Source organism: Paraburkholderia sp. BCC1885, assembly GCF_900996235.1.
Lineage (GTDB): Bacteria > Pseudomonadota > Gammaproteobacteria > Burkholderiales > Burkholderiaceae > Paraburkholderia.
The window spans coordinates 67150-81860 of record NZ_CAAJGM010000274.1 but is presented as its reverse complement, the minus strand read 5'-3'; the positions used below and the strand labels follow the sequence as shown (position 1 = coordinate 81860).

Sequence of the window (14711 nt, the reverse complement as noted above, 5' to 3'; positions counted from 1 at the left end):
GCTCAACGCGTGACGAGTCGCGCTCCTGGGGATGAAGTGCTCAGGATCGCTAATCAGGACGAATCCGGCAAGCTGTCCGGATGGGATAGGCCATTTCGACGCTGCGACGTCGATGCGCGCCGTCAGCGCGGGGCGGGGCGCGTGGACGCGGGTGCTTCGCCTGAAAAGCGGTACCGCGTTCGGCGCGAAAGCTCAAAGCGCGGCAGACGCGCCATGCACGCCTGCCGCGGCCACGCCGCGCAATCAGCCGTTCATGCCGGCGTCATCGACTGCCGCACTCGGCCCGACCGGCAACGGACAGGGCACGGTGGCCGGCGCCATCTTTGCCGGCACGCCGGAAGCATTCTTCGCCGAGGCGGCGGTGGACATGCGCGGCGCCGCGGCCGCCATGGCCTTGATGCCGGCCGCGATCTGCGTGGAGATCTGCTGCACGGCCTGGCGATGGCCGTCGATCAACGCGTCGTAGCCCGCCGTCACCGGCGCGCTGATGGTGCTGCGGCAGGTCATGACGGTCTCGGTGCGCACCGCGCGCACGCTCCACACCGCATCGATCAGGGCATGCGAACCCGGCCACGATTCGAAGCGCTGCACGTTGACGCTGACCCGATATACGGGCGTGCCTTCCGGATACGCGGTGCCGAACACGTCGATGGTATGCAGCTGTTGCGTGAGATCCGTCGACAGCGCGCGACGGATCTCGTCGCCCGGCAGCGAGGCCCAGCGTTCCTGTTCGAGAATCTGCACCTGGGTCGTGCCGCTCTGCACCACGAGCTGGTTCTTGGCGACCTGCGACGGCACGTCGACCGGCGCCACTTCGATCAGCAGCGGCGCGCTGGCCGCGCTGCTGGCGGTGGCGGTGGCGGCGGGCGCGGCGTCGGCGCCTAGCGTATAGAAATGGCTCGGCGGCGACGAAGAGCAGGCCGCGAGCGCCAGCAGTCCGGCACAGGCGCCGAGGCACGCGGCGGCGCGGGCAAGCCCGCGCGGCGAACGGGGGAGCCGGGCAAACATCATGGTTTATCTCCTGGTTTTCCGCGCAACAGCGATTCCGGATGGCGCTCCAGATAATCCGACAGCGCATTCAGAGATTGCAGCGTGCGGGTCAGTTCCTGCAGCGCCTGGTGCACGTCCGATTGCAGCGGCGAGTCCTGCTGCAGCGTCGCTTCGGCCGAGCCGAAGGTCTGCTTGGCGGCCGCCAGCGTATCGCGTGCTTCCGGCACCACCTCGGTGTTCAGGCGCGAGAACAGCTTGTCCGCGTTCTTCAGCGAGCTGTTCAGGTTCTCGCCGATCTGGTCGAACGGCACCTGATCGAGCTTCTTGGCGATATCGGCCACCTGCAGTTGCAGCTCGTCGAGCGTGTTCGGGATCGTCGGCAGTTCGAGCGGATCGCTGTTGACGTCGACCGTGGCCGGCGGCGCTTTCGGGAAGATGTCGAGCGCCACATACAACTGGCTGGTGATCAGGTTGCCCGTGCGCAACTGGCCGCGCAGGCCGTGCTGCACCAGACGCTGCAGCAGTTGCTGCCCGGCGACGCTGCCCGGCGCCGGGGCCGTTTCGCGGAAGCGCTTGCCGAGCCGGTCGGGGTACAGGTTCATCGTTACCGGCATGGTGAAGTTGTTGGTCTTCGGGTCGTAGTCGATGCCGATGTTGGTCACCTGGCCCAGCACGATGCCGCGGAAATCGACCGTCGCGCCCACCGACAGCCCACGCAGCGACTGGTTGAAGTTCATCACCACGCGCAGCGGCACGCCGTCCGGCTCGCGCATCGCGTCGGTTTCATCCGAGCCGAGGCGGAACGTCATGTTCTGCGGCGCCTGCGTGCCGACCGCCTGGCCCGGCGGCGACTGGAACGACAGACCGCCCACCAGCACGGTGGCGAGCGATTGCGTGTTCAGCTTGAAGCCGCTCGAATCGAGCCGCAGGTCGACGCCGCTCGCATGCCACCAGCGCGTGTTGACGCCGACATACTGGTCGTATGGCGCGGCGACGAACACCTGCATGGTCACGCCGGTGCCGTCTTTGTCGAGCGAGAAGCCCACCACCTGGCCGACCTGCACGCGCCGGTAGAAGATCGGCGAGCCGATGTCGATGGAGCCGAGCGAGTCGCCATGCAGCGTGAAGCGATGGCCCTTCTGGTCGCCGGTAATTGGCGGCGGCGTTTCGAGGCCGACGAAGTCCTTCTGCGAGTCCTGCGAATGACCGGCGTCCACGCCGATATAGGCACCCGAGAGCAGCGTGGTGAGACCGGAGACGCCGCTCGCGCCGACCCGCGGCCGCACCACCCAGAAGCGCGTGTCCTTGACGGCGAAGTTCTCGGCTTCCTTGGTCAACTGGACCTGGATCAGGACGTGCGAAAGGTCCTTCGACAGCGTGACGTTCTTCACGAGGCCGATATTGACGTCCTTGTACTTGACCTGGGTCTTGCCCGGTTCGAGCCCTTCGGCGCTGGTGAAACTGATGGAGATCTCGGGTCCCTTCTCGGTCACCGATTTGATCACAAGCGCAATGCCGATTAGCGCGGCGATCAGGGGGATCACCCAGACGAGCGACGGCAGCCAGTGACTGCGCGGTTCGATCTCGGGATCGGGCAGGTTGGGTGGCAGCGTGGGTCCGTTCGAATCGTTGCGCGGCGCGCTGGGGGCGGGCGTCGGTCCTTGCGGGCTAGTCATGTTTGGGGTCCTGAGATTGTTGGGTGCTGCCTTGCGCGAGATTCGAGCCTGCCACGCGTTTCGTTTTTTTCACAGTCTTGTCCGCGCCTTCCGTGGTGTCCCAGATGAGGCGGGGATCGAATTGCATCGACGCAAGCATGGTCAGGATCACGACCGAGCCGAACGCGATCGCGCCAGGCCCCGCCGTGATCACGGCGATCGACTTGAAGCGCACCAGCGCCACTGTCAGCGTGACCACGAACACGTCGAGCATCGACCAGCGGCCGATCCGCTCGACCATGCGGTACAGCTTGGTGCGCTGCATGGGACGCCAGCGCGAGCGCCGCTGCGCCGTGATCGTGAGCAGCACCAGCACGCTCAGCTTGAGCATCGGCACCATGATGCTGGCAATGAACACGATGACGGCGAGCGGCCAGTCGCCCGAGGTCCAGAAATAGACGACGCCGCTCATGATCGTGTCGTCTTCCGAGCCGAGCAGCGACGACGTGTGCATCACCGGCAACAGATTCGCCGGAATATACAGCAAGGCGGCTGCCAGCAGTAGCGCCCAGGTGCGCATCAGGCTGTCGGGGTTGCGCCGATGCAGCCGCGCGCCGCAGCGCGGGCAATGCTGCGGCGTCACCGAGCGGATGCGCGGCGACACTTGCCCGCAGGCGTGACAGGAAACCAGGCCCGCGCGCAAGGCGGTGACGTATTTCATCGCGCGCTCATCCCTGGTGCGGCGCCGAGGGCTGACCCGACGGGCTCGCCGTGAGGTTGGCGGCAACCGCGGCGGCGGCGCTGTCGGCCGAGGTGCGCGGCAGGGGCCTGGCGCGCCGGGCGCTCAGCTCGTCGGCGATGTCCCACAAGGTGCGCGGGTCGAACATCACCACCACCGCGAACATCAAGGTCAGCGCGCCGAAGGCGAACAGCGCCGCCTCGGGAATCACGCGCGCGAGGCTCACCATCTTCACAATGGTGATCAGCACGCCGAGCATGAACACTTCGATCATCCCCCACGGCCGCACGAACTGGATGGCCCGCAGCACCTGGTTAAAGCCGGCCGGCACATAGCCCGAGCGGATCGGGATCAGCACGTAGAGCAGCGCGACCAGTTCGGTCAACGGGAACAGGATGGTGGCGCAGAACACCATCACCGCGACGATCTGCATGTCCTCGTTCCACAGCGCGACGAGCGCGCCGAACAGCGTGGTCTGCGAGGTGATGCCATTAGCGTCGAGTTCGACGATCGGATAGGCCTGGGCAATCAAAAAAGTAAACAATGCCGCCAGCGTCATGGCGCTGATGCCGTCCAGCCGCCGCGAGGCGCTGCGATACAGCGTGGCGCCGCAGCGCGGGCAGCGCGCGACGGTGCGGCTGCCGAGCAGGCGCGGCTTCTGGAAAAGGGTATCGCACTCGTGGCACGCGATCAGGTTGTCATGTTCCATACGGCTAAGGGCAAAACGACGTGAGCGGGGGCGTGCAACGCAGGCGTGCACGGTAGGGACGGGCGACAAGCCTTGAGCAATAGTACCAAAGGCGTCCCACCATGCGTGCTTGGGTCAGCGTGAGGTGTCCGTCAGGTAAGCGTACAGCTTCCTTAAGAAATCCGACAGATATGGGACATCCTCGGTCCCCAATTGTTCAATTGCTTTGTTGCGGGATATTTCAACGCGCCGGCGCTGCGCCGAACTATGCCTGCCTGCTTTTTCGGCTTGGGGTAGCATGGCGGCCTTGACGTGCGTTACGGCAGCCGTGGCTGGCCGGCGATTCCGGCCCTTCCGGCGAGTCCTGTGCCTGCTGCACGGCGACGCTACGCAATTCGCATGCGCGATGGCCGCTCAGTTTCGGACCGGCTTGTCATCCGCCTGCGCCGCTAACCTCTCAGCTTGCGTTGACCTTTCATGGCAATCAAACCCACCTTCGGCGCACGCGATTCTTACACGCGAACGGCCATTGCATTTCACTGGCTGATCGCGCTGCTGATCGTATGCGGCTTCGCGCTTGGCTGGGTGATGACCGACATCCCCGGCTTCACGCCTGCCAAGCTGCGCTACTTCTCCTGGCATAAATGGATCGGCGTGACGGTGTTTGGGCTATCGGTGCTGCGCATTCTCTGGCGCGCCAGCCACGACACACCGGCGTTGCCGCGCCGCATGGCCGCGTGGCAACGCACGGCGGCGCATCTGACGCATTTCCTGCTCTACGTGCTGATGATCGCGATTCCGGTGTCCGGTTATCTGTATAGCTCCGCCGCCAATGTGCAAGTGGTGTATCTGGGTCTCGTGCCGCTGCCGCGTCTGATTGCGCCGGACCCGGTGCTCAAGGTGCTGCTGAAAAACATCCACATCACGCTCAACTACACGCTGCTTGCGCTGTTCGTGCTGCATGTGGCCGCGGCGCTCAAGCATCAATGGCTGGACCGTGACGGCTTGCTGTCGCGCATGCTCCCTTTCATCAAATAAAGGACACCTATGAGAGTTTCGTTTTATCGCTACATGCTGGCGGCCTTCGCCGCCGCGTCGCTGAGCGCGGCAGGCAGCGCACTGGCCCAGGTCGATGTTGCCAGGAGCACCCTGACCGCGACCTCGAAGCAGATGAACGTGCCGGTGGAAGGCAAGTTCAGCAAGTTCAGCGCGCAGATCAGTTTCGACCCGGCGAGGCCCGCCGACGGCAGCGCCCAGTTCAGCGTCGACGTGGGCAGCTACGATCTCGGCGACGAAAGCTACAACGACCAGGTGCGCGGCAAGGACTGGTTCGACGCGAAGACTTACCCGCAGGCCACTTTCGTATCGAGCGCGATCGCGCTGGCGGGCGGCAACCGCTTTAACGTGACTGGCAGGCTGACCATCAAGGGCAAATCTCAAACCGTGGTGGTGCCGGTGACGGTGACACAGCAGGCGGGCGTTCAGGCCTTCGACGGCGTGCTGCCGATCAAGCGCCTGCAGTTCGATATCGGCACCGGCGAATGGAAAGATACGTCGGTGGTGGCGGACGACGTCGTGATCCGCTTTCACATCGTTGCAGCGCGTAAATAAGGAGCGGCTTGGACTTCAGCACGAAGTATGGTTTCAGTATGGAGACCAAACTGAATATTCAGGCGGAAGGCATCAGGCAGTGAGTGGCTGGCGGCGCGGCCAGGCTAGTCGCGCGGCGGTAAACGAAAAAGGCCGGTTCTCCCGAGGAACCGGCCTTTTTTTGCGCCTGCCGCACGTGGGCTGCGGGCGTGACTGCCTTGAAACCTAGACCTGTGCGCCCGCGTTCGGGTCGCTTGGGTCGTGGCGTTCCTTCTTTTCCTTGATCAGGTCGTCGCGCTTCACGCCGAGCCACATCGCCAGCGCCGCCGCAACGAACACCGACGAATAGATACCGAACAGAATACCCACCGTCAGCGCCAACGCGAAGTAGTGCAGAGTCGGACCGCCGAACAGGAACATCGACAGCACCATCATCTGCGTACAGCCGTGGGTGATGATGGTCCGCGACATCGTGCTGGTAATGGCGTGGTTGATGACTTCGATCACCGTCATCTTGCGTTCGCGGCGGAAGGTCTCGCGAATCCGGTCGAAGATAACCACGGATTCGTTCACCGAGTAGCCGAGCACCGCCAGCACGGCGGCCAGCACCGAGAGCGAGAATTCCCACTGGAAGAAGGCGAAGAAGCCGAGAATGATCACCACGTCGTGCAGGTTGGCGATCACGCCGGCCACCGCGTACTTCCATTCGAAGCGGAACGACAGGTAGATGACGATGCCGGCCACCACGCAGGCGAGCGCAAGCAGGCCGTTGGTGACGAGTTCCTTGCCGACCTGCGGGCCGACGAACTCGACGCGCTGCAACTGCACCTGAGCGTCTTCGCCCTTCAGTGCGCCCATCACCTGATCGCTCTGCTGGGCGGAGGTGAGGCCGGCCTTGACCGGCAAACGGATCAGCACATCACGCGAAGTGCCGAAGTTCTGCACCTGAGCGTCCGGATAGCCGAGCTTGGCGAGCGTGCCGCGCACCGGTTCGAGCGGCACGGTGGTCGGATACTGCACTTCGATGACCGTACCGCCGGTGAACTCCACCGACAGATGCAGCCCGCGATGCAGCAGGAAAAACACGGCAGCGATAAACGTCAGCAGCGAGATCGCGTTGAACAGCAACGCGCGCTGCATGAGCGGCAAATCTTTGCGAATGCGGAAAAATTCCATGGTCTTGTTCTCCGGGGCTCAGCGGGATGAACCCGGTTTCTGCGGCGTGTTGCCGGGGGCATTGCGACGGCGCACCGTCGGCTTGCCGGCGGCGGCGCGCGCCTGAGCGCCTGCCTTCGGCTTGGCGATTGCCGCGGTGATGGCGCGAGCCGTGTCGGTGGCCGTGTCTTCGCTGCCGAGATACGCGGCAGCGCCGGCACCTTCAACCGCTGCCGGCCGCCAGACCTGGCCGATTGCCAGCGACTTCAGCTTCTTCTTGCCGCCGTACCAGAGGTTCACGAGACCGCGCGAGAAGAACACTGCGGAGAACATCGAGGTCAGGATGCCGATACAGTGCACGATTGCGAAGCCGCGCACCGGACCCGAGCCGAACGCGAGCAGCGCGAGACCGGCGATCAGCGTCGTCACGTTCGAGTCGAGAATCGTCGCCCATGCATGCGCGTAGCCGTTCTGGATGGCCAGTTGCGCCGGCGCGCCGTGCCGCAGTTCTTCGCGCACCCGCTCGTTGATCAGCACGTTGGCGTCGATTGCCATACCGAGCGCCAGCGCGATAGCGGCGATGCCCGGCAAGGTCAGCGTGGCCTGCAGCATGGACAGCACCGCGACCAGCAGCAACAGGTTGACCGACAGGCCGATCATCGAGATCACGCCGAACAGCATGTAGTACGCAATCATGAAGACGGCGATGGCGGTAAAGCCCCAGATCACCGAGTGGAAGCCCTTCTTGATGTTGTCGGCGCCAAGGCTCGGGCCGATCGTGCGTTCTTCGATGATGTCCATCGGCGCGGCCAGCGAACCGGCGCGCAGCAGCAGCGCGAGGTCGGTGGCGGCTTGCGGGGTCGGCTGGCCGGTGATCTGGAAGCGGTCGCCCAGTTCCGACTGGATCGTCGCCACGGTCAGCACCTGGCCCTTGCCCTTTTCGAACAGAACCATGGCCATCGGCTTGCCGATGTTGTCGCGCGACACGCTCGCCACGGCCCGGCCGCCGGCCGAATCGAGACGGATGTTGACCGAGGGGCGCTGATGTTCGTCGAAGCCTGCCGAGGCGTCGATGATGCGGTCGCCGGTGAAGATCACCTGCTTGCGCAACAGGACCGGCGCCTGGTTGCCCTCGGTGAACAGTTCGTCACCGGCCGGCACCGGGTCCGAGGGGTTTGGATGAAGGTTCACCGGGTCGGCGAGGCGCGCTTCGAGCGTCGCCGTGCGGCCGATGATGTCCTTCGCCTTCGCCGTATCCTGCACGCCCGGCAGTTCGACCACGATGCGGTCGGCGCCTTGCTGCTGGATGACCGGCTCGGCCACGCCCAGTTCGTTGACCCGGTTATGCAGCGTCGTGATGTTCTGCTTGAGTGCCGCGTCTTCCACCGTTCTCTGCACGGCCGGTGTGAACGTGCCGACCAGTTGCACGCTGCCGTCAGGCGCCGTTTGGGTGGCCCAAACCAGTTCGCCGATGTTGCGTGAGAGCTGCTTGTTCGCCGCGTCCGCCGTGTCCTTGTCCGCGAAATTGATGACCACGGTCTGGTTGACGCGGTTCACGCCGCCGTCGCGAATGTTGTTGTCGCGCAGCAGGGTGCGGGCGTCGGAGGCGTCGGAATCGAGCTTCTTGTTCAGCGCGCCCGCCATGTCCACCTGCAGCAGGAAGTGCACGCCGCCGCGCAGGTCGAGGCCGAGGTACATCGGCAGCGCGTGCAGGGCGGTCAGCCAGTGCGGCGAGGCGCTTTGCAGGTTCAGGGCGACGACGAAATTCGGGTCGTTCGGATCGCTGTTCAGCGTCTTCGAGAGCAGATCCTTCACGCGCAATTGCGTGTCGGTATCCGACAGACGCACGCGAATGTTCGCGTTGGTCGACGAGTTGTCGAACGTCACGTCGGAAGCGGTGATCTGATTGGCAGCCAGTGCAGCTTCGATTTGCGATAGCGTCGACGAATCGAGCCTGACCGTTGCCTTGCCGCTCAGCACCTGTACCGCTGGCGCTTCGCCGAAGAAATTGGGCAATGTGTAGATGAGGCCGATGGCAAGCGCCACGACCATCACGACATATTTCCAGAGGGGGTAACGATTCATGGAGTGGTCCAACGGGAAGGTTGGCTTGGAAGCGATGCGTCCGGCGATGAGCGCGGGAAGCGCCGCGTACCTGTTTGCATGGATGTCATGGCAGGCATGCTGGCTTCAGTTTCGCGAGGCCGCGCCGGACGCGAGAGAGCAGGCCTTACAGCGACTTGATCGTGCCTTTCGGAAGAATCGTCGTAACCGATGCCTTTTGCACGGTGATTTCGGTGCCTTCAGCGATTTCCACGCCGACATACGCGTCGCTAACCTTGGTCACCTTGCCGACGATGCCGCCATTCGTGACCACTTCGTCGCCCTTGGCCATGGCCGAGAGCATGTTGCGATGTTCCTTCTGGCGCTTCATTTGCGGGCGAATCATGATGAAGTACAGCACGCCAAACATCAGGATCAGCGGCAGGAAACTCATCAGGCTCGATTCTGCACCGCCTGTGCCTTGAGCGAAGGCGCTTGAAATGAACGACACGTTGGTCTCTCCGTTATAACGATCAAAAAAATCAGCCGATTATTCTACCACCGGCATTTGGTACGACACCGCCGTAAATGGGCTTTACGATCAAGCTGTTAAAGCTCATTTGAGCCGTGTCGCAATGAAATTGTAATAAGTAGCGTGTTTGCGTTGGCGGATTTATCCGCCCTGGTCGACGCCGCGCGCCCGGTTCTCGTGAAAGCGCTTGCGGAAGGCTTCGAACTCGTGGGCCTCGATGGAGGCGCGGACTTCGCCCATCAGTTCGAGGTAGTAATGCAAATTGTGGATCGTATTGAGCTGCGCGCCAAGAATTTCCCCGACCCGATGCAGATGATGCAGATAACCGCGGCTGAAATTTCGGCAGGTGTAACAGCCGCAGCTTTCGTCGAGCGGGCGCAATGAGTTTTTATGGATCGCATTGCGGATCTTGACGTCGCCAAAGCGCGTGAAAAGCCAGCCGTTGCGGGCGTTGCGGGTCGGCATCACGCAGTCGAACATGTCGACGCCGGCTGCCACGCCCGCCACCAGGTCTTCGGGCGTGCCCACGCCCATCAGGTAATGCGGCTTGTGGGCCGGCAGCTTCGGACCGATGTGGTTGAGCACGCGCATCATGTCTTCCTTCGGCTCGCCGACCGACAGGCCGCCAATCGCGAGGCCGTGGAAATCCATTTCCGCCAGACCGGCCAGCGACTCGTCGCGCAGGTCTTCGAACATGCCGCCCTGGACGATACCGAACAGCGCGTTCGGATTGCCGAGGCCCTTGAATTCGTCGATGGAGCGCTGCGCCCAGCGCATCGACATGCGCATCGAATCGGCGGCGTCCTGGTGCGAAGTAGGGATGTTATTGGTGGCGTAAGGCGTGCATTCATCGAACTGCATGACGATGTCCGAGTTCAGCACCTTCTGGATCTGCATCGATACTTCGGGCGACAGGAACAGCTTGTCGCCGTTGATCGGTGAAGCGAAGGTGACGCCATCTTCGGTGATTTTGCGCAGATCGCCTAGCGAAAACACCTGAAAGCCGCCGGAATCCGTCAGGATGGGCTTATTCCAGCCCATAAAGCGATGCAGGCCGCCGTGTGCGCCGATGGTGTCAAGTCCGGGGCGCAGCCACAGGTGGAAAGTGTTGCCGAGAATGATCTGCGCGCGCATTTCTTCGAGCTCGCGCGGCTGGACGGCCTTGACGGTGCCGTAGGTGCCCACCGGCATGAAAATCGGTGTTTCGACCACGCCGTGGTTGAGCGTCAGGCGGCCGCGGCGCGCCTGGCCGTCGGTGGTAAGCAGGTCGAATTTGAGGCCGTTGTCGGGACGTTCGACGCTGTTGCCGGTGTGATCGGGGCAAGCAGGGCGGGCGGCGCTGGCTGCGCCCGTATCGTGGGTATGACCGTCGGTCATGCGGGACTCCTATGCAACCGGAGAACAGTCCGGCGCAAAACTTAAGCGCCGCCACGCGTGTCGCGGCGGCTGGGTAAAAAGAACGACGAACGAACAACAAAGCGCGCAGAAAGACGCGCCGAAAGAAAATCGAGGTGCGGCAGACTACCCTGAGCGCGGACGGGATGCAACGGTGCCGCGCTCTATCATTTATTACGCGACACGGCGCGCAAAGTGTCGCGGCGGGCGCAGCGGCGCGCCTTAGCCGTCGTTGCGCGTCAGCAGCATCGCGTCGCCGTAGCTGAAGAAGCGGTAGCGTTCCTCGATGGCATGCCGGTACGCGGCGCGGATTGTCTCGATGCCCGCAAACGCCGAAACCAGCATCAGCAGCGTCGATTTCGGCAGATGGAAGTTCGTCACCAGCCGGTCCACCACGCGGAACCGGTATCCCGGCGTGATGAAGATGTCCGTCTCGGCGGCGGTTGCGGCGAGCGGCCGGCCGGCGGTTTCGGCCTCGCGCGCGGCCGCTTCGAGCGCGCGCATCGAGGTCGTGCCCACGGCGATCACGCGGTTGCCGCGCGCTTTCGTCTCGGCGATCCGATCCACCAGGTTTTGCGGCAACTGATACCACTCGCTGTGCATCTTGTGCTCGGAGAGGTTTTCCACCCGCACCGGCTGGAAGGTGCCGGCGCCGACGTGCAGAGTCAGGGTCGCGCGCTCCACGCCGCGCTGGTCGAGACGCGCCAGCAGGGCGTCGTCGAAGTGCAGACCGGCGGTGGGTGCGGCCACCGCGCCCGGATTTTGCGCAAACACGGTCTGGTAGCGGGTTTCGTCGTTGGCGTCGGGGTCGTGCTCGATGTAGGGCGGCAACGGCAGACGGCCGAATTGTTCGATCAGCGTCAGGCAGTCTTCGGGGAAATGCAGCGTGTAGAACGGTTCGACCCGCTCGCCCACCGTCACGTCGAACGCGTCCGCCAGACGCAGCGTGGTGCCGGGCGCAGGGCTCTTGCTGGCGCGAATCTGCGCGAGCGCCGTGTTTGCGCTGGTCAGCCGCTCTACCAGCACTTCGATCTTGCCGCCACTGGCCTTTTGGCCGAGGAAGCGCGCCTTCAGGACTTTGGTATCGTTGAATACCAGCAGATCGCCCGGCGTAATGCAACTGGGCAGTTCCGCGAAGCGGCGGTCGATGAGGCGCGCGGGCGTCGCGAGGCTGTCCACTTCGAGCAGGCGGCTCGCGCTGCGTTCCGGCAGCGCGGTTTGCGCGATCAACTCGGGCGGTAAATCGAAATCGAAATCGGAAAGCGTGAACATGCGAACGGGCTGGCTACAGGATGTAAAACGAAACGGATTTGGGCCGAAGCCGGGCGGAATTGCCCCGAAGCCTCACGGCGGGCGGCTATGATTGCGAGACGCCGCAGTGGCGCCACATGGCGGGTCGTAGGCCGGTCATGGAGCGGGTCATAGCCGACGCACTGCGAGGCCGCGAAACCTTTGAAAGCCGATATTGTACTTGCGAAGCAACTCATGCCTTTGTCCGACCGCCGTTTCCCCCCTGCTACTGACGAAGTGAGCGCCGAGCCGAAGCGCCCCGCCGCGCGCGGCAAAGGGGGTGAATTGCTCAATGCCGGCCCGGGCAAGGCGGCCAAAGGCGCGCGGCCGGCCGAGGCTGCGGGCGGCGCGGGCGCGGGCGCTTCGCCCAGCACACCGAAAGCCGCGAAGGCCGGCAAAACCACCGCCGAAGCTGCAAAAAAAGCCGCAGACAAAGCCCCGCCGGCGCTTGCCAAAACCGCCGACAAACTCGCCAAACTCGGCCTGACGAACGACATCAACCTGGTCCTGCATCTGCCGATGCGCTACGAGGACGAGACTTCGCTCACGCCGATTGCGCATCTGCTGCCGGGCGGCATCGCGCAGACCGAGGGCGTGGTGTTCGACAACGAGATCGCCTATCGCCCACGCCGCCAATTGCTGGTCAAACTGCGCGACGACGCCGGCGATGAACTGGTGCTGCGTTTCCTCAATTTCTACGGCTCGCAGGTCAAGCAGATGGCGATCGGCGCGCGGTTGCGCGTGCGCGGCGACGTCCGCGGCGGTTTCTTCGGCATGGAGATGGTGCATCCGGCCGTGCGCGTGGTGGATGACGATACGCCCTTGCCGCAGGCGCTGACGCCGGTCTATCCGAGCACGGCGGGCGTGAGCCAGGCGTATCTGCGCAAAGCGATCGACAACGCGCTGTCGCGCACGGTATTGCCGGAGCTGCTGCCGGCGCCGGTCGCCAAGGCTTATCTGGAGCCGCTCGGCGTGCCGCCGCTGATGCAGGCTGTGCGCCTGCTGCATCACCCGGGCGTCGATTGCGACGAGACCGCGCTGATGGACGGCACCCATCCTGCCTGGGTGCGCATCAAGTTCGAGGAGTTGCTGGCGCAGCAGATGTCGCTCAAACGTGCCCACGACGAGCGTCGCACCCGCGCGGCGCCGGGCATGCCGCGCCGTACCGCGGACGATCCGGCCTCGCTGGTGGCGCGCCTCCTGAAAGCGCTGCCGTTTTCGCTGACACGCGCTCAGGAGCGCGTGGGCGGCGAGATCGCGCTGGATCTGACCCAGCCGCATCCGATGCAGCGTCTCTTGCAGGGCGACGTCGGCAGCGGCAAGACCATCGTCGCCGCGCTGGCGGCTGCGCAGGCCATCGACGCCGGTTATCAGGCGGCCCTCATGGCGCCGACAGAAATCCTCGCCGAGCAGCACGCGCGCAAGCTGCGCGGCTGGCTGGAACCGCTCGGCGTGAGTGTCGCGTGGCTGGCCGGCAGTCTGAAGGCCAAAGAGAAGCGGGCGGCGCTCGAAGCAGCGGCGCTCGGCACCGCGCAGCTCGTGATCGGCACGCACGCGATCATTCAGGATGCGGTGGAATTCGCGCGACTTGGGCTCGTGATCGTCGACGAACAGCACCGTTTCGGGGTGGCGCAGCGGCTCGCACTGCGCGCCAAGGCGCACAACGCCGCGGACGGCGCGAGCGACTTTCAGCCGCATCAGCTAATGATGTCCGCCACGCCGATCCCCCGCACGCTGGCGATGACGTATTACGCGGATCTCGACGTCTCGACCATCGACGAACTCCCGCCCGGCCGCACCCCCATTCTCACCAAACTGGTCGCCGACGCGCGCCGCGAGGAGGTGATCGGCCGGGTGCGCGAGGCCGCGCTGACGGGCCGCCAGGTCTACTGGGTGTGTCCGCTGATCGAAGAAAGCGAGACGCTGCAACTGCAGACCGCCGTCGAGACTTACGAAACGCTGGTGGCCGCCTTGCCCGAACTGAAGGTCGGGCTGGTGCATGGACGGCTCGCGCCTGCCGAAAAAGCCGCAGTGATGGACGCCTTTACCCGCAACGAAGTGCAGTTGCTGGTGGCGACCACGGTGATCGAAGTGGGGGTCGACGTGCCGAACGCCTCGCTCATGGTGATCGAGCACGCCGAGCGCTTCGGCCTCGCGCAGCTGCATCAGTTACGCGGCCGGGTAGGGCGGGGCAGCGCGGCGTCCGTCTGCGTGCTGCTTTACACCGGGCCGCTGTCGATGACGGCGCGCGCCCGCCTGCAGACCATGCGTGAAACCACCGACGGCTTCGAAATCGCCCGCCGTGATCTCGAGATCCGCGGTCCCGGCGAGTTTCTCGGCGCGCGGCAGTCGGGCGCGGCCATGCTGCGCTTCGCCGATCTGGAGCAGGACGGCTGGCTGATCGAGCCGGCGCGCGAGGCGGCGGCGCATCTGCTGGAGGCGCATCCGGAGGTCGTGACCCAGCATCTGGCCCGCTGGCTGGGTGCGCGTGAACAGTATCTGAAGGCCTGAGCGGCGCGGCGGGATCGGCGGCGGCCATCGCCAGGGCGTCCAGATAAGAGGATTGACGCCCGGTAACCTTTGCGGGCCTTCCCTGCGGCAGGGAGGTTGGCGAATTGGCCCCATAGGTGTATA

The 14711-nt window shown here is 64.5% G+C and carries 12 protein-coding genes; 3 read left to right on the top strand and 9 right to left on the bottom strand.

The window, feature by feature from the left end; all coding sequences use genetic code 11:
• Nucleotides 1–243 precede the first annotated feature (243 nt).
• From FQ755_RS35150 to FQ755_RS35135, 4 genes are read right to left on the bottom strand one after another with little or no spacing between them, the layout of a single operon-like run.
• Nucleotides 244–1011 carry a membrane integrity-associated transporter subunit PqiC gene (locus FQ755_RS35150; RefSeq protein ID WP_144162502.1) on the bottom strand — a complete coding sequence of 256 codons (768 nt, stop codon included), beginning with the start codon at nt 1009–1011 and terminating at the stop codon, nt 244–246.
• Nucleotides 1008–2666, bottom strand: a complete 1659-nt coding sequence (locus tag FQ755_RS35145) for an intermembrane transport protein PqiB (protein ID WP_144162499.1) — start codon at nt 2664–2666, stop codon at nt 1008–1010. Before FQ755_RS35145 ends, FQ755_RS35150 begins: the two co-directional genes overlap by 4 nt.
• Nucleotides 2659–3366, bottom strand: a complete 708-nt coding sequence (locus FQ755_RS35140) for a paraquat-inducible protein A (RefSeq protein WP_144162495.1) — start codon at nt 3364–3366, stop codon at nt 2659–2661. The genes FQ755_RS35145 and FQ755_RS35140 overlap by 8 nt, the downstream gene beginning before the upstream one ends.
• 7 nt (nt 3367–3373) lie before the next feature.
• Complete coding sequence (locus FQ755_RS35135) at nt 3374–4093, bottom strand: paraquat-inducible protein A (protein ID WP_144162492.1); 720 nt, start codon at nt 4091–4093, stop codon at nt 3374–3376.
• 456 nt (nt 4094–4549) lie between these two features.
• Here FQ755_RS35135 and FQ755_RS35130 point away from each other — a divergent pair, with 456 nt between their 5' ends.
• Together FQ755_RS35130 and FQ755_RS35125 are read left to right on the top strand one after the other, a co-directional pair.
• Nucleotides 4550–5110, top strand: a complete 561-nt coding sequence (locus FQ755_RS35130) for a cytochrome b (RefSeq protein ID WP_144162489.1) — start codon at nt 4550–4552, stop codon at nt 5108–5110.
• 9 nt (nt 5111–5119) lie between these two features.
• Entirely contained in the window at nt 5120–5683 is a 564-nt protein-coding gene (locus tag FQ755_RS35125; protein WP_144162486.1) for a YceI family protein, read from the top strand.
• A gap of 204 nt (nt 5684–5887) precedes the next feature.
• On the opposite strand, the gene secF is transcribed toward FQ755_RS35125, so the two are convergent.
• The 5 genes from secF to queA form a co-directional block, all read right to left on the bottom strand.
• Nucleotides 5888–6838, bottom strand: a complete 951-nt coding sequence (gene secF / locus FQ755_RS35115; protein ID WP_144162483.1) for a protein translocase subunit SecF — start codon at nt 6836–6838, stop codon at nt 5888–5890.
• An 18-nt stretch (nt 6839–6856) separates the two neighbouring features.
• Complete coding sequence (secD, locus tag FQ755_RS35110) at nt 6857–8902, bottom strand: protein translocase subunit SecD (protein ID WP_144162480.1); 2046 nt, start codon at nt 8900–8902, stop codon at nt 6857–6859.
• Between the two features lie 145 nt (nt 8903–9047).
• Complete coding sequence (gene yajC, locus FQ755_RS35105) at nt 9048–9371, bottom strand: preprotein translocase subunit YajC (protein ID WP_144162477.1); 324 nt, start codon at nt 9369–9371, stop codon at nt 9048–9050.
• Nucleotides 9372–9533: 162 nt separating this feature from the next.
• Entirely contained in the window at nt 9534–10769 is a 1236-nt protein-coding gene (gene tgt, locus FQ755_RS35100; RefSeq protein WP_144162474.1) for a tRNA guanosine(34) transglycosylase Tgt, read from the bottom strand.
• A gap of 240 nt (nt 10770–11009) precedes the next feature.
• Nucleotides 11010–12059, bottom strand: coding sequence for a tRNA preQ1(34) S-adenosylmethionine ribosyltransferase-isomerase QueA (gene queA / locus FQ755_RS35095; protein WP_144162471.1), 1050 nt, complete (start codon nt 12057–12059; stop codon nt 11010–11012).
• A gap of 213 nt (nt 12060–12272) precedes the next feature.
• On the opposite strand from queA, the gene recG reads away from it, so the two are divergent.
• Complete coding sequence (recG, locus tag FQ755_RS35090) at nt 12273–14588, top strand: ATP-dependent DNA helicase RecG (protein WP_144162468.1); 2316 nt, start codon at nt 12273–12275, stop codon at nt 14586–14588.
• Nucleotides 14589–14711 lie beyond the last annotated feature (123 nt).